Genomic DNA, 19,469 nt, shown 5'->3' with positions numbered 1-19,469 from the left:
GATGTCCGTCCGGTGCCGCCCGTCGGCTCAACGGGCCGCCCAGTCGCGCTCCGGGACGTCCCAGCGCGTGCGCCCGGGCAGCTTGATGGAGATGTGCACCATCGGACCGTCGGCGGTGGCCCCGTGCCAGTGCCAGACGCCGCGCGGGACCACCACCAGGTGCCCGGCCGGCACGACCTGCCGGCCGGTCTCGTCGGCGACCACGCACGACCCGGAGAGCACGTGGAGGACCTGCGCGCTGTCGTGCACGTGCGGACGTGTGCGGGCCCCGGGCGCAAAGAAGACGGCCACGAGCTCCGACTCCTCGCCGTCGCGGTCGGGAACGTAGAGCGGTTGCATGTGCACGGCACCGTCGAAGTACTCCGGGTGGGCCGCCGGCGCAGCCGCGGCCGGGTCGACGCGCGTGATCTCCACGGTGGTCTCCTCCTCACGTCGGGGTCGTGAACGCACCATTGACGTGCACACCCATCGTCCTGCGCGACGCGCATGTCTCATCACGTGCTGGATGTATCGTCCGTGACTGCATTTTTGAGGAAAAAACTCCCTGGCGCATCTTGCAAGTTTCGTGTGTCACGGTCAAGATAATGGCTGTCATAGTGGTCGCCATGTCATAGCACAAAAGGAGGGTGGACATTGCGCATCGCGATCACGGTATTCGGCGGTCGTGGACAGCGTCGTGCGGAGGTCATGGCGGAGTCGCCGCAGGATGCGGCGGAGATCCTCAACGCGCTGGCCGGCGAAGGCCGTCCCACGCGCCGGCGAGGACGGCGACCGGGACGCCCCCGCAGGCGCCGCACCGTCGTCCGGGCTCGCGGCCGGCGGGGCCGCCGCCCGCGCATGCCGGCCGCCGAGGCGGCGGCGGGAGCCTGAGGCCTCCAACGGGACCCGCTCGCCAGCCGTTTGTGTCGCCGGGCCGGAGCACGCTCCGGCCCGGCGTCTTTCTCCTTCCTGATGCCTCCGGGCGTCCCGGGAAGGACTTCATCGGCACGATAGCGAACACCAGTTCGATCCCACTCGTCTTGGAGGCCGCCCATGACGCTGGAGCAGCTCCTCGACCGCCTCCGCCACGACCCCCGGTTCGCCGCCCGCATCACCGCCTGGCACGAGCTCCCCGCCCGCCGGGCCCGCTACGCGCCCTTCCCCGAGGACCTCCACCCCCGCCTGGTGGAGGGGCTGCGCCGCCGCGGGGTCACCACCCTCTACACCCACCAGGCCGCCGCCTACCGCGCCGCCGCCGAGGGGCGGCACCTGGTGGTGGTCACGCCCACCGCCAGCGGCAAGACGCTGTGCTACACGCTGCCCGTCCTCGACCGCATCCTCAAAGCCCCCGAGACCCGGGCGCTCTACCTCTTCCCGACCAAGGCGCTGGGCGCCGACCAGGTGGACGAGCTGCAATCCCTCGTCGCCGCCACCGGCGCCGACATCACGACCTTCACCTACGACGGCGACACGCCCGCCCCGGCCCGGCGCGCCATCCGCGCCGCGGGACACGTCGTGGTGACGAACCCGGACATGCTGCACACCGCCATCCTCCCCCACCACACGAAGTGGCTGCGCCTCTTCGAGTCGCTGCGCTACGTGGTCATCGACGAGGTGCACCACTACCGCGGGGTCTTCGGCAGCCACGTGGCCAACGTGCTGCGCCGCCTGTGGCGCGTCTGCCGCTTCTACGGGTCGGCCCCGCAGGTCATCTGCACCAGCGCCACCATCGGCAACCCGCAGGAACACGCCGGGCGGCTGGTGGGAGCGCCCGTCACGCTGATCGACGACAACGGCGCTCCCGCCGGCCCGCGCGTCGTCGTCCTGCTCAACCCGCCGGTGGTCAACCGCGCGCTGGGCATCCGACGCGACACGCTGCTGGAGGTGCGGGACCTGGCCCGGGAGCTCGTGGCGGGAGGCGTCCCCACCATCGTCTTCGCGCGCAGCCGCCTGGCCGCCGAGCTCCTCACCGCCTACCTGCGCGACCTGGCCGCGCGCAGCGGCGGCGAGGCAGAGAGCGTGCGCGGCTACCGCGCCGGCTACCTCCCCTCCGAGCGGCGGGCCATCGAGCGCGGCCTGCGCCAGGGGACGGTGCGGGCGGTGGCCAGCACCAACGCCCTGGAGCTGGGGATCGACATCGGGCAGCTGGGCGCCGCCGTGCTGGCCGGCTACCCCGGCACCATCGCCTCCACCTGGCAGCAGATCGGCCGCGCCGGGCGCACCGGGGAGCTGGCCGCCGCCTTCCTCGTGGCCACCAGCGACCCGCTCGACCAGTACCTCGTCACGCACCCGGCGTACCTCTTCGGCCGCTCGCCCGAGGAGGCCTGGATCCACCCCGACAACCCGCTGGTGCTGGCCAGCCACCTGCGCTGCGCCGTCTTCGAGCTGCCGCTGGGACACGACGAGCCCTTCGGGCCGGAGCCGCCGCTGCGGCTGCTGCAGCACCTGGCCGCCCAGGGGATGGTGCACGACGACGGCACCCGCTGGCACTACGTCGCCGAGACCTTCCCCGCCGAGGAGGTGAGCCTGCGCAGCGCCTCCACCGAGAACGTGGTCGTCATCGACACCACCGACCCGCAGCCCCGCGTCATCGGCGAGGTGGACCTGGCCTCGGCCCCGGGGCTGGTGCACGAGGGGGCGATCTACCTTCACCTGGGGCGCCAGCACCACGTCGACCGCCTCGACTGGGAGGCGCGCAAGGCCTACGTGCGGCGCGTGGACGTCGACTACTACACGCAGGCGGAGATCGCCGTCCGCCTGGCCGTGCTCACCGAGGCGGCGACCACGGGGCGGACGCCGGGGCCGGCGCCCCACGCGGCGGGCACCGCCGACGCGCTCCAGGCGGCGCACGGCGAGGTGGCCCTGACCTTCCGGCCGACCGTCTACAAGAAGCTCAAGCTCTTCACCCACGAGAACGTCGGGTGGGGGAAGATCGCGCTGCCCGAGACCACGCTCCACACCACCGCCGCCTGGGTGTGGCTGGCGCCTGAAGCACTGCGGTGGCGCAGCGCCGACCGCCTGCACGGCGCGCTGGCCGCCCTGGGCCACGTGCTGCTCGCCGTGGCGCCGCTGGCGCTCATGTGCGACCCGCAGGACCTGGGCCGGGTGGTGGAGGTGCGCTCGCCGCACACCGGCGCGCCCACCGTCTACCTGTACGAGCGGGCACCGGGCGGGGTCGGGCTGGCCGAACGCCTCTTCCGCTTCCTCGACCGGCTCGCCACCGCTGCGGCCGACCTGGTGGCGGGCTGTCCGTGCGCCGCGGGGTGCCCCTCCTGCGTGGGCCCGCCGCTCGAGGTTGGCGCGCACGGGAAGGCGGACGCGCGCCTCCTGCTGCAGGAGGCCACCCGCCCCCTGCAGGAGGCCGCCCGCCGGATGGTCGTCGAGACGTCGCCCTGAGCGCGGCGCCGTGCACCCGACGGACCCGACCCTGGCCCGTACGGCGGACGTCGCCCCGCGCCCTCCCGCGGGGGGTGAGCGCGTACAGGTCGTGGCCCCCGGGTACGAGGTGCGGTGCCGGCGCCTCCCTGCGACGCAGGGTGACGGCGACTGGCCGCCGGGTGCGGCCGCGCGGGTCGGCCGTGCCCTGGGACCGCCCGGAGAGCGCCTCCTCTGGCTGGACACCGAGACCACCGGGTTGAGCGGGGGCACCGGCACTTACGTCTTCCTCGTGGGCCTGGCCCGCCTCGACGACGACGCGGTCACCGTGCGCCAGCACTTCCTCGCCGACCTGCGCGGCGAGCGGGCCATGCTCGAGGGGCTGGCCGTGGAGCTGGGCGATGCGGACGGGCTCATCACCTTCAACGGCACCCGCTTCGACCTGCCGCTGCTCACGACGCGGTACCTCCTGGCCCGCGCGGGGCGCGGACCGGCACCGCCGGCCCACCTCGACCTGATGACGGTGGCCCGGCGCCTGTGGTACCGCCCGCTGGGCGGGTTCAGCCTGGGGATGGTGGAGCGTGCCGTGCTGGGGGTGCGCCGCCAGGGGGACCTCCCGGGGTGGGCCATCCCCGCCCGCTACGTCGAGTACCTGCGCACCGGCGACCGGGCGGGGCTCGAGCCCGTCTTCACCCACAACCTGCAGGACCTCCTCTCCCTGATGGCGCTCCACGGCCTGGCCGGCGCGCTCGTGGCGGACGGCCCGGGGACCGTCCGCCCGGAGGGCACGGGGACCATCCGCGCCGCGACCGGCGAGGCCGCGGGGGTGGCGGCGGTGCCTGTGGACCTCTGGGGACTGGGCCGCCTGCGGGAGGTGCGGGGAGACTCCGTCGGTGCGGCGGCCTGCTACCGGGAGGTGCTGCGTGTCGAGCAGGACCCTGCGCGGCGTTGGCGCACAGCGTGCGCGCTGGCGCGGCTCTACCGCCGCGCGGGGGCGCCGGACGCGCTGCTCGCGCTGTGGCAGCGCGAAGCCGCCCTGGGCATCCTGCCGCGGTGGCGGTGCCTGGAACGTCTGGCCGTGTCCTGGGAGCGGTACGGGCGGGACCTGCGGCAGGCGCTGGCCTGCGCCGAGGCGGCCGTCGCCGCATCCGGCGCGGCGGACGGGCCGGTCGACGCACCGGTCCTGGAGCGCCTCCACCGGCGGCGGGCCCGGTTGGTCCGCAAGGTCACCGGCATCCGCCCGCGTCCTCCCCTAGAATGGAGTCCACAGGAGGCACCCCGCGCATGCGCTTCCTCTGGCCCGGCGTCCTCTGGGGCGCGCTCGGCCTGCCGCTCCTCCTGACGGCGTACGTGCGGGCGCTGCACCGCCCCCGCCACCCCGTACGCTTCCCCCCCGCGACCACCGCCGCGCTGGCGGCGCGGGCGGCCGGGTGGCGGCGCCACCTGCCGCCGGCGCTCTTCGGCGCAGCGCTGGTCATGGCCCTGGTCGCGGCGGCGCGCCCGGTGGCGCCGTGGCCGGTCGCGTCGACCCGCCCGGTGGTGCTGGTCATCGACGTCAGCCGCAGCATGGAGGAGACCGACATCCCGCCCACCCGGCTCGAGGCGGCCAAGGCGGCGGCGGCGGAGTTCGTGCGCCGCCTGCCCCCCTCCACCCCCGTGGCCCTCGTCACCTTCGGGAACTACGCCACGCTGGTCGTGCCGCCGACCCGGGACCGGCCGCGGCTGCTCGCCGCCCTGGCCGCGCTGACCACCCAGCTGCGCACGCAACTGGGCAACGGGCTGCTCGAAGGGGTGCGGGCGGTGGCCGACGCCCCGCGGGACGCCGACCCGCGGGCGGTGGTCGTCCTCCTCTCGGACGGGCGGGCCAGCGACGGCGTCCCGCCGCTCGTGGCGGCGCAGCAGGCCCGGGCGGCGCGGGTGCGCGTCTACACCATCGGCATGGGGACGGGCGGCGATCCCTCGCGCTTCCGCAGCGGCTACTGGGGCGTGCTGGACGAGGAGACGCTGCGCGCGGTGGCGGAACTGACCGGCGGGCGGTACTGGCACGCCGCCAGCGCCCGCGACCTGCGGGCCATCTACCGGTCGCTCGCCGGGACGCTGGGGTGGACCCGGCAGGAGCAGGAGGTCAGCGCCGTGGCCGCGCTGGCCGCGGCGGCCGTGCTCGTGCTGGCGCTGCTGGCGCGCGGCCGGCTCGCGCCCGCAACCTGAGCCGGCGCAGGAGCACCTCCCGCAGGACCGCGGCGCTGCTGCGGGCCTCGTCGCGCGCCGCGAAGAGGAGCGTGACCGGCCCGGCGCGAGCCGCCTCCTCCAGGCGACGCAGGGCGGCGGCGCGCCCGGGGGCGCGCAGCTCGGCCAGGTAGCGGCGCCGGAACTCGGGCCAGCGCGCGGGATCGTGGCCGTACCACTGGCGCAGCGCGGGACTGGGCGCCACGTCGCGCAGCCAGTCGGTGAGGGGCAGCGCGTCGCGGCGCACGCCCCGGGGCCAGAGGCGCTCCACGAGGAAGCGCGCGCCGTCCTCCGGCGCGGCCGGCTCGTAGACACGCTTGAGGCGGATCGGTCCGATCTCCCCCGCCATCGCCACCTCCCGGGACCCGCGGCCCGCTGCCGTCGCTCCCTCCTGCGACCCCTCCGGGCTGCTACAGTAGAGCGTATCCTGCCCGTGGAGGGACCGCCAGCGTGGCCGAGTTGTGGGTGATCTCGCTGACGTGGTGGATGGTGAGCCTCTCCGGCGTCCTCATGCCGGGCCCGGTCTCCGCCATGGCCATCACCGAGGGGGCACGGCGCGGGCCTGCGGCGGGGCCGCTCCTCACCGCCGGCCACGCCCTCGCCGAGGGGGCGATGCTGGGGGCGCTGGCCGCCGGGGTGAGCACCGTGCTGCGGCAGCCGGGCGTCGTCGGGGTGGTGGGCCTGCTCGGCGGTGTGGTGCTGGCCTGGATGGGGTGGGGCATCCTGCGGGCGGCGCTGCGGGGCGAAGTGGTCGCACATCCCGCCACGGCCGGCGAGGCCGCGGGGGAGACGGCGTCCCGCGCCGGCCCCGCCCACCTCGTCCGCGCCGGGCTGGTGGTCACCGCCGGGAACCCCTACTGGCTGCTGTGGTGGGCGACGGTGGGGACGAGCTACTTCCTGCTCTTCACCCGCTTCGGCCCGCTGGCCATCTTCCTCTTCTTCTTTATCGGGCACCTGGCCCTCGACCTGGGGTGGAACACCCTGCTGGCCACCCTGGTCGGGACCGGCCGCGGGCGCATCCCGCCGGCGGTCTACCGGGTGGTGGTGGGCGTGGCCGGACTCTTCGTCCTGGCCGTGAGCGTCTACTTCGTCATCTCCGGGCTGCGCTTCCTGACGGCATGAGGCGCCCACGCCCCGGTCCGGGGACCGGCCGAAGGCTCCTCCGCGTATACTGAAGCCGTGGGCGGAGTGGTGCGCACGGCGCGCGACGTGGAACCCCGGCCGGTGGAACGCGCGCGGGGGGCGCAGATGCGCGTCCTCATCGGGCCCGACGACGGGGCGCCGCACTTCGTCACGCGTGTCTTCACCCTGGCGCCGGGCGGGCGCATCCCGGCCCACCGCCATCCCACCATCGAGCACGAGCAGTACGTCCTCTCGGGCCGCATGCGCGTCGGCATCGACGACGAGGTGCGCGAGGTCGGGCCGGGCCAGGCCATCTTCATCCCCGCCGGGGCGGCGCACTGGTACGAGAACCCCACGGACGAGCCGGTGGAGTTCCTCTGCGTCGTCCCGCGCACGGCGACCTATCCCACGGAGTGGCTGGAGGACGGCCCCGAGGTCAGCCGATAGGCCCCACCGCCGCCTACCCCCGTGGCCCGGCCTCCATGCGCCGTCGCAGGGCCACGACGGCCGGGCGGGGGGCACGACTGCTCATGGCCGTCCTCCTCGCCGGGTGTGTGCAGTCAGTCCCACCGCTCGCTGCCCCGGTCACCTGTCCCGTTCCGGGTGCCACCCCGCCGACGCTGAGCCTGCAGCTCGTTACCACGGGGCTCGACCAGCCCGTCCACCTCACCCACGCCGGGGACGGGTCGGGCCGCCTCTTCGTCGTGGAGCAACCCGGCCGCATCCGCATCGTTCGCGGCGGGACGGTGCTGTCCACGCCCTTCCTCGACATCCGCAGCCTCGTGCTCGCCGGCGGGGAGCAGGGCCTGCTGAGCGTGGCCTTCCACCCGCGCTACGCCACCACCGGGCGCTTCTTCGTGAACTACACGCGCCGGCCGGACGGCGCCTCCGTGATCGCCGAGTACCGGGTCTCCTCCGGCCATCCCGACGTGGCCGACCCCACCAGCGCCCGTGAGGTGCTGGTCGTCCCCCAGCCCTACAGCAACCACAACGGGGGGTTGAACCTCTTCGGGCCCGACGGCTTCCTCTACATCGGGCTGGGCGACGGCGGCAGCGCCGGCGATCCCCAGAACCGCGCGCAGAACCTGGGGGACCTGCTGGGCAAGCTCCTGCGCATCGACGTCGACGCCGGCACCCCCTACGCCATCCCGCGCGGCAACCCGTTGGTGGGGCGGGCCGGGGCGCGCGGGGAGATCTACGCCTACGGCCTGCGCAACCCGTGGCGCTTCAGCTTCGACCGCTGCGACGGACGCCTCTTCCTGGGCGACGTGGGGCAGGGGGCGCGGGAGGAGATCGACCTGATCCGCCCGGGCGGCAACTACGGCTGGCGCATCATGGAGGGGTCGCTGTGCTTCAACCCGCCCTCCGGGTGCGACCGGACGGGGCTGGAGCTGCCCATCGCCGAGTACGAGACCCACGCCTGGGGCTGCGCCGTCACCGGGGGGTTCGTCTACCGCGGCACGGCCTTCGCCGCCCTGCGCGGCTGGTACGTCTTTGGGGACTACTGCAGCGGGCGCATCTGGGGCCTGCGGCCGGAAGGCAATGGGTGGGCCATGACCCTCCTCCACCAGCAGGCGGTGAACATCTCCTCGTTCGGCGAGGACCAGTCCGGCGAGCTGTACCTGGTGCACCACGGCGGCGCGGTCTACCGGGTGGCGGCGCGCTGACGCGCAAGAGCCGTCTGCTCCACCGGGCGCAGCCGGTGCCGCCGAGCTTCCAGCCCGAGGTGGCCGCACGCGGGCCATCCTCTACGCCGTGGACCACCGCGCCCGCGAGCAGAGCCTGGACCGGCGGCTGGTCACGCACCGGCGCTGGCGTCACAACCGCGCCGTCAGGCCAGGGGAGGTGGCGTGCTCAGGTGGCGGACGAACCAGTCGGCCGCCAGGCGCGCCACCTCCTCCAGCGCGCCCGGTTCCTCGAAGAGGTGCGTCGCCCCCGGCACGATCTCGAGGGCCTTCTCCCCGCCCAGGATCGCCAGCGCCTCGCGGTTGAGCGCGAGCACCGGTGCGTCCCGCTCGCCCACGATCAGCAGCGTGGGGGCGCGCACGCGCCGCAGGACCGCCTCCCCTGCCAGGTCCGGCCGCCCGCCCCGGGAGACGACGGCGGCCACGGCACCGGGCCGCTCCGCCGCGGCCACCAGCGCGGCCGCCGCACCCGTGCTCGCCCCGAAGAGCCCCACGCGCAGCGGGCCCGTCTCCGGCTGGCGGCCCGCCCAGGCCAGCGCGTCCAGCACCCGGCGGGTGAGCAGGTCGATGTCGAAGCGCAGGTGGGCCGTGCGGAGGTCGACCGCTTCCTCCTCCTCGGTAAGGAGGTCGAAGAGCAGGGTGGCCAGCCCCACCGCCTGGAGGCGTTCGGCGACGAAGCGGTTGCGGGGGCTGTGGCGGCTGCTGCCGCTGCCGTGCACGAAGAGGACGACTCCCTTGGGATCCTCCGGGAGGGCGAGGTCTCCCGCCAGCGTGACCCCGCCGGCCGGGAGCGTGACCGACCGCACCAGCGCCGGCTGAGGCATCGCTCCCACCTCCCTGTCTCAACCATGGCACGCCAACGGCCCGGATGCACGGGGTGTCCCCACGGAGATCGCCGTTGAGACAGCCTGCTCCGCGAGCCCGGGGGTCGAGGCCTACCGCACGAAGTCGGGGCCTGGGGGCGCACTGGGCCCGGACCGTTCCCCGCCGGGGCCGCAGGGACCGGACCGGCCGGCCAACCAGCGCAGCACCTGCCAGGGCAGGATGGGCACGGCCGTCACGACCAGGGCCGGGTCGTCGACGGCGTCCTCCACCGCCTGGGCCAGGGCGCTGGCGACGGTGATGATGCCGCTCTCCCCTACCCCCTTGACGCCCAGCGGGTTGGCGGGCGAGGGCGTCTCCTGGTGGCCCAGACGGATCGGCGGCTGCCGCGCCGCCCGGGGGAGGCCGTAGTCCATGAGCGTGGCCGTGAGCAACTGCCCCTGCGCGTCGTAGACCAGGTGCTCGCAGAGGACGTTGCCCAGCCCGTTCACGATCGCTCCCAGCACCTGCCCCTCCACCAGGTCGGGGTTGAGGACCACGCCGCAGTCGTGGACGAAGACGTACGCCTCGACCCGTACCTCGCCGGTCTCACGGTCGAGCTCCACCGCACACGCCGCCGCGCCGCTGCTCCAGACCGGGCCGGGCGGGGTGAAGAGGTGCGTGGCCTGGAGCGGTTCCTCCCCGTCCGCCGCCACGGTCGCCCAGGTGACGGTGCGCTGCGGTGCCCCGCGCACCCGGATGGCGCCGTCGACGGTCTCGAGGTCGGCGGGGCCCACGCGGAGGCGCCGGGCGGCCCGGCCCAGCGCGCGCCTGCGCACCGCCCGCGCCGCCTCCGCGGCGGCGGTGCCGGCGACGACGAGCGTGCGGCTCCCGAAGGTCCCCGAACCCTTCGGCAGCAGGGCGGTGTCGCCGCCCTCGACGATCACCGCCTCGGGGCGGACACCCAGGACCTGGGCCACCAGGCGGCCGAGCGCCGTGCGGTGGGCCTGCCCCTGCGCCGGGCTGCCCACGGCCACCCGCACCGTGCCGTCGGGCTCCACGCGGACCGCCGCGCCCTCCACCCCGCCACCGCCGCTCGCCTCGATGCCACAGACCACGCCAAGGCCGCAGGCGCGCCCGGCCGCCCGTGCCGCCGCCTGCCAGCGGCGGCGCTCCTCGTACCGGAAGAGCTGGAGCACGCGGTCGAGCAGCGCGGGGTAGTCCCCGCTGTCGTAGACCACGGGCGTGCCGGTGGCCAGGCGCAGGCCGGTGGCGTAGGGCATCTGCGCGGGACGGATCAGGTTGCGGCGGCGCACCGCGACGGGATCGAGGCCCAGGCAGCGCGCCACCTGGTCGAGCGCCCGTTCCACCACGAAGTTGGCCTGAGGCCGTCCCGCGCCGCGCCACGGGCCGGTGGGGGTGCAGTGGGTGTAGACGGCCACCAGCTCGGTGCGCAGGTGGGGGATGGCGTAGGGACCGGGCACGTGGCTCTGCAGGTTTGCCCCCACGGGGATGCCGAAGGGCAGATAAGCGCCCACGTCGAGCAGGAAGCGGTGGTCGAGCGCCAGCACCCGTCCCTCCCGGTCGGCGCCCACGGCCACCTCGTGCACCTGCCGGCGGTCCTGCACCGAGGCGACAAAGGACTCGGCCCGCCCTTCCAGCCAGCGCACCGGCCGGCACAGGTGCCGGGCCAGCCAGGCCACCAGCACCTCCTCCGGGTAGGGTGCGCCCTTGAGGCCGAAGCCGCCGCCCACGTCGGGGACGCGCACCCGGACCTGCCCGGGCGCCAATCCCAGCGCGGCCGCCACCACGTCGCGGACGGCGTAGGGTGCCTGCGTGGAGGACCAGAGGGTGAGGACCTGTGCCGTCTCGTCCCACACCGCCACCACTCCGCGCGGCTCGAGGGGCTGGCCGTGGCCACGGGCGATCTCCAGCCGCAGCCGGACCACGACCGGGGCCTCCCGCAGGATCGCTCCGACGTCGCCGGCGGCCGTCGTCCAGCGCGCCGCCACGTTGTCCGGGCGGTCGGCGTGCACGCGGGGGGCGTCGGGGTGCAGGGCCGCCTCCACGTCGGCGGCGGCCGGCAGGGCCTCGTAAGTGACCGCGACGCGCTCCAGGGCGTCTGCGGCGGCGGCCGCCGACTCCGCCACCACGGCGGCCACGGCCTCGCCCACGTGGCGGACGACGCCCTCGGCCAGCGGTCGCGGCCCGCGCGGGTCGGTGAGCGCCGGGTGCGGGACGCGTGGCGGCAGGGGGCGGTTGGCCGGGCCCAGGTCGGCGGCGGTGACGACCGCCACCACGCCCGGGGCGCGGGCGGCGGCGCGCGTATCCAGTCGGGCGATGCGGGCGTGGGCGTGCGGGCTGCGCAGGAGGGCCACGTGCACCATCCCCGGCAGGACCAGGTCGCCGATGAACCGACCCCGGCCGGTGAGGAGCGGGAGGTGCTCGGCCGGCGGGGACGCGTGCGACAGCGCGCGCGGCTGCCCGGACATGCTCACGCGGGCGCCGTGGCGCTCCCCCGGACCACCCGGACGGGGCGCACAGGCGGGGGCGTGTTCCGGCTGGCGAGCACGCGCAGCACCCCCTGCGTGATGACGGCGGCCACTGCCGGGATGTCGCCGCGGGCGAGCGCGTCCAGGGCATCCCGCCCGTGCCCGCCCAGCGGGGCGTCGAGGAGCACCAGGTCCGCAGGGCGGCCGGGGGCGACGATCCCGGCGTCCAGCCGGTAGACCCGCCCCACGTTCCCCGTCGCTGCGGCCAGCGCCACCGCGGGCGCCAGCGGGGCCAGCGACACGAGCTCCGCCGCTGACTTCAGCACCGCCAGCGGCATCACCCCCGTCCCCGTCGGCGTGTCGCTGGCGATGAGCAGGCGGTGGAGGTTGCCCGTCTCCGCGGCACGGCGCACCACGTGGAGGGCCGAGCGCAGGTTTCCCGCCTGGACCACCTGCAGGGCCATCGTGCTCTCTGTGATCACCCGCTCCACGTCCTCGTCGGCCATGGCCGTCGGGCCGCCGTTCACGTGACCGCTGACGTCCGGCTGCATGGCCAGCAGGTCGTCGGCCGTCACTGGGGAGGAGCCGGGGATGGAGGCGCCCCCGCTGTGGCACATCACCACGAACCCGTGCCGCTGGGCCCAGCGGACGAGAGGCGCGCAGTCGCGCGGGCGGGCGAAGGCGCCGAACCCGGCCTTGGCCAGCCAGACGCCCTCCCGGGCGAGCTCGGCGAAGTCGCGCTCTTCCAGCCCCGGTTCCAGGATGAGGCAGCCGGCGTGCACCGTCATGCCGCCCGGGCGGAAGTCGCGGAAGCAGCGCTGGGCCGCCAGGGCGAGGGCCTTCACGCCCGCCGGGTCGCGCGGGCGTCCCGGGGCGTGCACCTCGCTGGGCGAGATGCAGCGCGTGATGCCTCCGTGCACGTAGCTCTCCAGGAAGTCCACCGTCTTCTGGCGCGGCGTGTAGTCCCCGATGACGACGTGGCAGTGGGAGTCGATCAGCCCCGGAGCCAGCGTGGCCCCGGCGGCGTCGACCACGACGGCGGCCTCGCCGACGTCCACCTGGTCGCGTGTCCCGACGGCGGCGATGCGCCCCCCGCGCAGCAGGACGGTGTCCGCCTCCAGCAGGGGGCGGTCGAGCTCCCCCGTGACCACCGTCCCGATGTTCACGATGGCCGCCGGCGGGACGGCCCCCCCGGCCAGCGTCACCGCGCTCCTCCGCCCCACCGCCGCGGCAGGCGGGCGTAGACGGCGGCATCCGGCGCGAACCAGGGTTCTGCGGCCAGCCGCTCCCGCCAGGGGGTGGCGCGCGCTGCCGCCCGCTCGGGCGACTCCAGGGCCGCCAGGTCGTCCAGGAAGTGGAGGGTCAGGTGGGTCCACGCCCCGCCCGCCGCCTCGCGCAGACGGTAGCGCCGCAACGCCCGCCAGGCGGGGTGGCGCAGGAGCAGGGGGCCGTGCTCCTGGTCGTACCAGCGCTCGAACTCCGCTTCCCGCGCTTCGGGCACCGCCAAGAAGACCGCATAGAGGTAGGGTGCGTCGAGCACGCCCGCGTCCTCACCGGTGTCCCGGTGGAGACGGGCCACCTCCTCGCCGACGTAGCGGGTGAAGCCGCGCACGGCGGCCAGCATCTGCGCGGTGCGCGGGGCGGGCTCGCGCTTCAGCGCCCGGTAGGCCGGGGTGGCCAGGGCGCCGAGGTCGTCCAGGAGGTAGGTGACGGCGTACTTCGGCGTGGCCCGGACGGCGACATAGCGCGCGGCGGCCACGAACCCGGGGAGCGCCAGGCGCGAGGGCACGTGCTCTTCGTCGTACCAGGCGTTGAAGGCCACCTCCCACTCAGGCGCCGGTTCCATCTGCGAGAAGAGGACGCCGCGCGGCATGGCTAGCGCAGGAAGGACTCCGGCGGCTGCGGGCCCCACCGGTTCACCGTGGTCAGCCTCGCCCCGGGGTCCCACTCTCCGGGCGTGTAGGTCTCCTCGTCGTCGATCCGCACCAGGTCACAGAAGACTTCCCAGCGCAGCCCCCAGGGGTCGAGGAGGTAGGCGAAGAGGTTGTTCCCGGGGCCGTGCCGCCCTGGTCCGAACTCGAAGCGCCACCCGCAGGCGGCCAGGTGGTCACCGAGGCGGCGTAGGTCGTCCCACCCCCCGGCCTCGAAGGCGATGTGGTGCGTCCCGGGCTGGGGGGCGCGGATGAACGCGATGGTGTGGTGGTCGCGGTTGCATCGCAGCCAGGCAAACGTCTCCCCCATGCGGTCGGAGAGGCGGAACCCCAGAACGCGCTGCCACCACGCCGCCTGCACCACAGGGTCGGGGCTGCGCTGCGTGATGTGACCGAGCTTCACCAGCGTCGCCGGGCCACCGGCTCCCCCGGGGCGCGGGACGGGGGATGGGGGAACCGTCACCTCCACCCGGTGGCCGTCCGGGTCGCGTACCCACCACCCGACCCCGCACGGCCCATCCGTCGCCTCATGGACCTCCACGTCCTGCCGCCGCAGGGCAGCGGCGGCTGCGGCAAGGGATTCTGTATTCGGTATACCGAAACCGATGTGGTGGACACCAGGTGCGCCGGGAAGCAAGAGCACCTCAGTGTGGGCCACCACCGCGGCGTGGGGCGGGGCTGTGGCCAGGCGCACCCCGCCGTCGGGGAGTCGACCGGTGATGGCGAGCCCCAGCACTTCGGCGTACCACCGGGCCGCGTCCTCGGGGTGTGGCACCGTGAGGGCCACGTGGGCGAGGTGGGTCACCAGCAGGGCCCTCATGGCCGGTCCGGTGGGACCGTCCCCAGCCGGTCGGGAGAGATCGCCCGGCGCCGTCCCGATGGGGTCGACCGGAGCGCCTGGCGCAACCCCCGGTAGGTGGCCAGCAGGTGGCGGCGCAGCTCCCGGCGCGCGCGGGGCACGTCCCCGGCGCGACAGGCTTCCAGAATGCGCCGGTGCTCGGCATTGGCCTCCGCCGCCCGGTAGAGCGCCCGGCCGCTCAACCACACGTACCGCTGGACCTGCTGGCGGAGCTGGCGGACGAGTGCGCTGACGAAAGGCTTGCCCGCCGCCCGATAGAGGGCGTCGTGGAAGCGGTCGTTGAGACGGAGCCACTCCCGGTGGTCGCGGAGGCGGCTCATCGCCGCCACCAGCGCGTCCGCCTCGGCCAGGTCCTCCGGTCCGAGGCGCGGCACCGCCGCACCGAGCAGCAGCCCCTCCAGGCGCACCCGCACTTCGTAGATCTCCCCCAGCACCTCCGGGGTGAGTGCGCTCACGACGCTGCGCCGGTGCGGCGGCGAGACCACCAGGCCTTCCGCCTCGAGCAGGCGGATGGCCTCGCGCACCGGCACGCGGCTCACGCCGAACTGGCGGGCCAGGAGGACCTGGTTCAGTTCCTCGCCGGCCTGCAGGACGCCGGTGACGATGGCCTCGCGCAGGACGGCGGCCAGGACGGGGGGCGTGGTCCCCCCCGCTCCTGTCCGGGGACGGGTGAGGCGGCGGAGGTCGCGCAGCGGCACGATCCCGACGGCGTGAGAGGTCTGCGCCGGAACGCCTCCGGGTGGCGCAGCCCGCGAACTGTATACAGTATTGGCCGCCCCGCGCCCCTCTCCTGCGCCGGCGCGCCCGGGGGGACGCGGTCGGGCGGATCCGACGGGAGACCGGCCGGGCCGGTCACGGCTCAGACCGCCGTCCAGCCCCCGTCGACCACCACCGCGGCACCGGTCATGAACGAGGACTCGTCAGAGGCCAGGAAGAGCGCCACGCGAGCCACCTCCACCGCCTCCCCGAAGCGCGCCATCGGCGTCAGGTCGATGAAGCGCTGGCGGCGTGCGGGGTCGTCGTAGAAGTCGGCCATCATGGCCGTCCGGACCTGGCCGGGGCAGAGGCAGTTCACGCGTACGCCCTTGGGCGCGTACTCCACGGCCAGGTTGCGGGCCAGACCCAGCACGCCGGTTTTGGAGGTGACGTAGGCGTGGTTGTGGGCCCGGTGGGCGACGAGCGCGCCCACCGACCCGGTGAGGATCACCGAACCGCCGCCCGCGCGGACGATCTCGGGGATGGCCGCGCGGCACCCCAGGAAGGTGCCGGTGAGGTTGACCGCCAGAATGCGGTGCCAGCGCTCCAGGGCGATGCGCTCGAGGCCGACGTCCCCTTCCGGCGTGCGGTCCACGATGGCGGCGTTGGCGTAGAAGACGTGCAGCGCGCCCCACCGCTCCACCGCCGCCGCCACCATGCGCGCGTTGTCCTCGGGACTGGCCACGTCCGCCCCCACGGCCAGAGCCTCCCCGCCGGCGTCGGCGATGGCCGCCGCCACCTCGCGGGCGGCCGCGGCCTCCAGGTCGGCCACGACCACCCGGGCGCCTTCGGCGGCGAAGAGCTCTGCCGCCGCCCGGCCGATCCCCCTGCCCGCGCCGGTGATGAGGGCGACTTTCCCGGCGAGACGGCCCGGCCGATGTGGGGCTGCGCCGGTCACCGCGTGCTGGGGCCCCTCAGCCGTGCCGGCCGTCCGGCCGCGCCGGGCCGAACGGCTCCTCCAGGAAGCGGCTGAAGGTCTCCATGGGCTGCCAGGTGAGGCTCTCCAGCGCCAGCGCGTCCAGCCGGACGCAGTGGCCCAGCCGCGGCGAGCTGATCTCCAGGCGCATCCCGTTGCGCGTCCACACCCGCCGCACCTCGACGTGCGCGAACTCGTTGGTCACCTCGATCACCGGCTCACGCTCCATCGCCGGCGCACGCGCCGGCTCATGGTCGTCCATGGCCTCCTCCCGTCCTTCCCGTCCGACGGCAACCCGTGGTGCCTGCCCTCCATCAGACGAAGAGCGCCAGGTTCCGCAGGCCCAGGGTGGCCTGGTCCGGCACGAACTCGCGCCGGCAGAGCTTCCACGTCTCCCCCTCCCGTCGGAAGCGGTCGCGCCGCTCCCCCGAGAGCAGCTCGGCCTGCGGCGCGTCGCCGCGGCTGCGGTAGACGAGCAGGTAGCTCCTCACCTCTACCTCGTCCGGCCGGTCGGTGGGCCGCACCCGGACGTTGGCCACGAAGTGGCGCGTGCGCGACGGCGGGTCCTCCGCCCAGGCGAACTCGGTGCGCAGCCGGGCCACACGCAGCCGCAGCGTCTCCCGGTCGTCCCGGAAGAACGCCATCTCCCGCGCCAGCTCCTCGCCCCCGCCCGCCTCGCGGGTCAGGCGCACCGGCATCTCATAGGTCAGGTCGTCGGCCAGCAGCGCCAGCCACTCCTCGAAGCGGCGCCCGTCCAGCAGCTCCGCCTCGTGGTAGAGCCACTCCGTGAGCTCCTGGCGCACCTCCGGGGTCACGTCCACGGGCCGTCCCCCTGCACCAGGTCGAGCCAGCGCCGGTAGAAGGCCCGCGCGTTCACCTCGCTGTACTTCCCCTCGTACACCTCCCCGGGCCCGGGGAAGGCGCGGGTGGGTCGCGCCCCCTTGCCCATCTCGTAGAGGAAGGAGAGGTGGCGGGCCAGCGGGCCGCGGCTGTTGCGCGTGATGTTGGTCCAGTTCTCGCTGTCGTCCTGGGAGAAGACGCCGGACGGGCCGAAGGTGAAGATGAAGGCCTCGCGCGACAGCGCCTTCCACTCGGGCGGGGCGTCGCGCTCCACCAGGAACCAGGAGAAGACCTCGATCCGCTCCGGACCGAGCGGCTGCCACTGGTACAGCCCCGTGTGCGAGACGAACCGCCCCTTGAAGGTCACCGCGGAGATGAGGAAGGAGAAGTTGGGGAAGACGGTGCCCGGCATGTTGGCCAGGGTGCGCAGCAGGGCCAGCTGCTCGGGGCGGAGGTGGCGCTCGAACGTCGGCAGCAGCGCCTCCGCGAAGATGAAGCGGGGGGCAGGCGTCCCCACCATCACGCCGTGGCCGTTCCCGGCCTGCACGTGGTAGCCGTCCTTGGCCCAGCGGGGCGAGGGCGTGAGCCCGATCTCGGCGGTAGAGGCGTGCGTGTGCAGCGTGTGGTAGGCGTCGGAGGCGAAGTTCTCCGCCGGCAGCTTCCAGTTGGCGGCCATCTCGTGGCGGTGGGGCGGGCCCACCACCTCCATGGCGGCCCGCCCGGCCAGCAGGTCGAGGTACCAGGTCATCGGCCCCAGGTACTCGCGCAGCGGCGGGGCGTCCGCGTCCCACGTGGCGAAGACGAGGCCGGCATAGCTGTCGGTGCGCGCCTGGATCAGCCCGAAGCGGCTGCGGTCGATGGCCTCGCCGTAGATCTCCCGCTGGTAGGGGATGCCGATGAGGTCGCCGGTGTTAGTGTAGGTGAAGCCGTGGTAGGGGCAGCGGAAGTGGGAGGCGTTCCCCAGGTCGGCGCGGCAGATGCGCATGCCCCGGTGGCGGCACACGTTCAGCATCACGCGGATCCGCCCGTCTTCCCCGCGCGCCACGATGACCGGGTGCTCGCCCATGGCGCGGGTGACGTAATCCCCCGGCGAGGGCACTTCCGACTCGTGGGCCACGAAGAGCCAGCAGCGGGCGAAGATCGTGTCCATCTCCGCCCGGTAGACCTCCGGGTCGCTGAAGATGAACGCAGGGATGACGCCCTCCTCGGGACGGATGGCGCTCAACCGTTGCCGCAGCCCCGCCGACAGCGGTGCAGCCGTCACAGCCATAGGTGCTCCCTCCTCGCTCCCCCACTACTTCGGCGCCCGGCCGCCCCTCCACTGCCTGCCCGGGAGCCCGGTGGCCCAGGCCCGACGGCCCCCCCGGGTCGGCACCGCGGCGGTGTGGGCTCCCCGCCCCTGGGGCATCCAGCCTCAGGCGCGGGCGAAGAGGTCGATCAGGCGGTCGGTCTGGTGGGCGGCCGCCGGCCGCAGCAGGGGCAGGCGCACGCCCGCGTCGCGGTAGGCCTGGACGCGGCGGCGCACCTCCTCGGGCGTGCCGCTGGCCGTCATGCCCTCCACGTAGCTGTCCGGCACCGCGCGGATCAGGGCCTCCATCCCGCCGCGCGCGTAGGCCTCCGCGAACCGGGGCAGGTCCTCCTGGCGGATGTAGGGCTCCCCCACGCGCATCTTCGGGCCGGCGATGAAGGGGATCTGCACCGGGTCGAACTTCGTGGCCACCTCCCAGCGCACCGTGTCGAGCGCCGCCTGGTGGTCGTCCTCCACCGAGCAGTTGATGATCTGCGCCACCTCGAAGCGCGACCAGTCCTTCCCCGCCCGCTCCGCCGCCTCGCGGACGATGCGCAGCGCGTTCGCCGTGTACTCCGGCGAGCAGACCGCGTTGAGCACGACCCCGTCCCCGATCTCCCCGGCCAGCCGCAGGCCGGTGCGGCTGGTGGCCGGGATGTAGAGGGGGATGGCGCGCCGCACCGGCGTCCACCCCAGCCCCACGTCGTCGAGGTGGACGTGGTGGCCGTGGTAGCTGATCCGGTCGCCGGTGAGGATCAGCCGGATCGCCTCCACCCACTCACGTAGCGTCTCCGCCGGGTCGGCCGGGGGCAGGCCGTGGCGCCGGGCGTGGCTGGCGGTGCAGGCGCCGGGCGCCAGCGTCAGGCGTCCGCCGGTCAGCTCGTCCAGGCTGGCCGCGGTCTGGGCCATCACCACCGGGCTGCGCAGGCGGACGATCTGGGTGGTCCCCAGAATCAGGCGCTCCGTGGCCAGGCCGATGGCGGCCAGCGCCGTCACGGAGTCGCGCATCAGCTCGATCGTCTCGGAGAAGAAGCCCATCTCGAAGCCGCGCGCCTCCGCCCGGTGCATCAGGGCCGCCATCTCCCGCACGTTGGTGAACCGCCCGTAGCCCAACGCGAACCCGACGCGCTGCCCGTCGTGCGTCACATCGTCACCTCCACGCTGGGGCCGGACCGGGGGGACACGCCCTGTGCCCCGGC

Annotated in this window: 20 protein-coding genes; 7 read left to right on the top strand and 13 right to left on the bottom strand. The window is 74.8% G+C overall.

Going from position 1 to position 19,469, the window contains the following annotated elements; all coding sequences use genetic code 11:
- Nucleotides 1-27: 27 nt before the first annotated feature.
- Complete coding sequence (locus tag RB146_06570; protein ID MDQ7828642.1) at nt 28-414, bottom strand: cupin domain-containing protein; 387 nt, start codon at nt 412-414, stop codon at nt 28-30.
- A 273-nt stretch (nt 415-687) separates the two neighbouring features.
- Here RB146_06570 and RB146_06565 point away from each other — a divergent pair, with 273 nt between their 5' ends.
- From RB146_06565 to RB146_06550, 4 genes are all read left to right on the top strand, one after another.
- Nucleotides 688-870, top strand: a complete 183-nt coding sequence (locus RB146_06565; GenBank protein MDQ7828641.1) for a hypothetical protein — start codon at nt 688-690, stop codon at nt 868-870.
- Between the two features lie 162 nt (nt 871-1,032).
- The gene (locus RB146_06560) at nt 1,033-3,375 is read left to right on the top strand and encodes a DEAD/DEAH box helicase (protein MDQ7828640.1); all 2,343 of its coding nucleotides are present in this window, start codon (nt 1,033-1,035) and stop codon (nt 3,373-3,375) included.
- Nucleotides 3,376-3,466: 91 nt separating this feature from the next.
- Nucleotides 3,467-4,696: a ribonuclease H-like domain-containing protein gene (locus RB146_06555; protein ID MDQ7828639.1), complete on the top strand. Its 1,230-nt coding sequence runs from the start codon at nt 3,467-3,469 to the stop codon at nt 4,694-4,696.
- Complete coding sequence (locus RB146_06550; protein MDQ7828638.1) at nt 4,639-5,562, top strand: VWA domain-containing protein; 924 nt, start codon at nt 4,639-4,641, stop codon at nt 5,560-5,562. Before RB146_06555 ends, RB146_06550 begins: the two co-directional genes overlap by 58 nt.
- Here the strand turns inward: RB146_06550 and RB146_06545 are convergent.
- Complete coding sequence (locus RB146_06545; protein ID MDQ7828637.1) at nt 5,480-5,929, bottom strand: DUF488 family protein; 450 nt, start codon at nt 5,927-5,929, stop codon at nt 5,480-5,482. The genes RB146_06550 and RB146_06545 overlap by 83 nt on opposite strands.
- Nucleotides 5,930-6,030: 101 nt before the next feature.
- On the opposite strand from RB146_06545, the gene RB146_06540 reads away from it, so the two are divergent.
- The 3 genes from RB146_06540 (at nt 6,031) to RB146_06530 (ending at nt 8,369) form a co-directional block, all read left to right on the top strand.
- Nucleotides 6,031-6,702, top strand: coding sequence for a LysE family transporter (locus RB146_06540; GenBank protein MDQ7828636.1), 672 nt, complete (start codon nt 6,031-6,033; stop codon nt 6,700-6,702).
- 57 nt (nt 6,703-6,759) lie between these two features.
- Complete coding sequence (locus RB146_06535) at nt 6,760-7,149, top strand: cupin domain-containing protein (protein ID MDQ7828635.1); 390 nt, start codon at nt 6,760-6,762, stop codon at nt 7,147-7,149.
- An 83-nt stretch (nt 7,150-7,232) separates the two neighbouring features.
- Nucleotides 7,233-8,369 carry a PQQ-dependent sugar dehydrogenase gene (locus RB146_06530; GenBank protein ID MDQ7828634.1) on the top strand — a complete coding sequence of 379 codons (1,137 nt, stop codon included), beginning with the start codon at nt 7,233-7,235 and terminating at the stop codon, nt 8,367-8,369.
- Nucleotides 8,370-8,533: 164 nt separating this feature from the next.
- On the opposite strand, the gene RB146_06525 is transcribed toward RB146_06530, so the two are convergent.
- From RB146_06525 to RB146_06475, 11 genes are all read right to left on the bottom strand, one after another.
- Nucleotides 8,534-9,211 (bottom strand): dienelactone hydrolase family protein, encoded by a 678-nt coding sequence (locus RB146_06525; GenBank protein ID MDQ7828633.1) that lies wholly within the window; start codon nt 9,209-9,211, stop codon nt 8,534-8,536.
- Nucleotides 9,212-9,322: 111 nt separating this feature from the next.
- Nucleotides 9,323-11,680: a xanthine dehydrogenase family protein molybdopterin-binding subunit gene (locus RB146_06520; GenBank protein MDQ7828632.1), complete on the bottom strand. Its 2,358-nt coding sequence runs from the start codon at nt 11,678-11,680 to the stop codon at nt 9,323-9,325.
- A gap of 2 nt (nt 11,681-11,682) precedes the next feature.
- Nucleotides 11,683-12,885: an amidohydrolase gene (locus tag RB146_06515; GenBank protein MDQ7828631.1), complete on the bottom strand. Its 1,203-nt coding sequence runs from the start codon at nt 12,883-12,885 to the stop codon at nt 11,683-11,685.
- Nucleotides 12,882-13,553, bottom strand: a complete 672-nt coding sequence (locus RB146_06510; protein ID MDQ7828630.1) for a DUF4286 family protein — start codon at nt 13,551-13,553, stop codon at nt 12,882-12,884. Before RB146_06510 ends, RB146_06515 begins: the two co-directional genes overlap by 4 nt.
- Nucleotides 13,554-13,555: 2 nt before the next feature.
- A complete protein-coding gene (locus RB146_06505; GenBank protein MDQ7828629.1) occupies nt 13,556-14,416 on the bottom strand; it encodes a VOC family protein in 861 nt (286 codons plus the stop codon).
- 11 nt (nt 14,417-14,427) lie between these two features.
- A complete protein-coding gene (locus tag RB146_06500; GenBank protein ID MDQ7828628.1) occupies nt 14,428-15,168 on the bottom strand; it encodes a GntR family transcriptional regulator in 741 nt (246 codons plus the stop codon).
- 161 nt (nt 15,169-15,329) lie between these two features.
- Nucleotides 15,330-16,124: a glucose 1-dehydrogenase gene (locus RB146_06495; protein MDQ7828627.1), complete on the bottom strand. Its 795-nt coding sequence runs from the start codon at nt 16,122-16,124 to the stop codon at nt 15,330-15,332.
- Nucleotides 16,125-16,140: 16 nt separating this feature from the next.
- Complete coding sequence (locus RB146_06490) at nt 16,141-16,404, bottom strand: dihydrodiol dehydrogenase (protein MDQ7828626.1); 264 nt, start codon at nt 16,402-16,404, stop codon at nt 16,141-16,143.
- Between the two features lie 52 nt (nt 16,405-16,456).
- A complete protein-coding gene (locus RB146_06485) occupies nt 16,457-16,963 on the bottom strand; it encodes a 3-phenylpropionate/cinnamic acid dioxygenase subunit beta (protein MDQ7828625.1) in 507 nt (168 codons plus the stop codon).
- Nucleotides 16,954-18,252: an aromatic ring-hydroxylating dioxygenase subunit alpha gene (locus RB146_06480; GenBank protein MDQ7828624.1), complete on the bottom strand. Its 1,299-nt coding sequence runs from the start codon at nt 18,250-18,252 to the stop codon at nt 16,954-16,956. The genes RB146_06485 and RB146_06480 overlap by 10 nt, the downstream gene beginning before the upstream one ends.
- 144 nt (nt 18,253-18,396) lie before the next feature.
- Nucleotides 18,397-19,416: an LLM class flavin-dependent oxidoreductase gene (locus tag RB146_06475; protein MDQ7828623.1), complete on the bottom strand. Its 1,020-nt coding sequence runs from the start codon at nt 19,414-19,416 to the stop codon at nt 18,397-18,399.
- Nucleotides 19,417-19,469: the final 53 nt, after the last annotated feature.

It is taken from the genome of Armatimonadota bacterium (assembly GCA_031081585.1).
Taxonomy (GTDB): domain Bacteria; phylum Sysuimicrobiota; class Sysuimicrobiia; order Sysuimicrobiales; family Humicultoraceae; genus Geohabitans; species Geohabitans tengchongensis.
The sequence above is the reverse complement of the archived record's forward strand: the minus strand, read 5'-3'. Positions and strand labels throughout refer to the sequence as shown.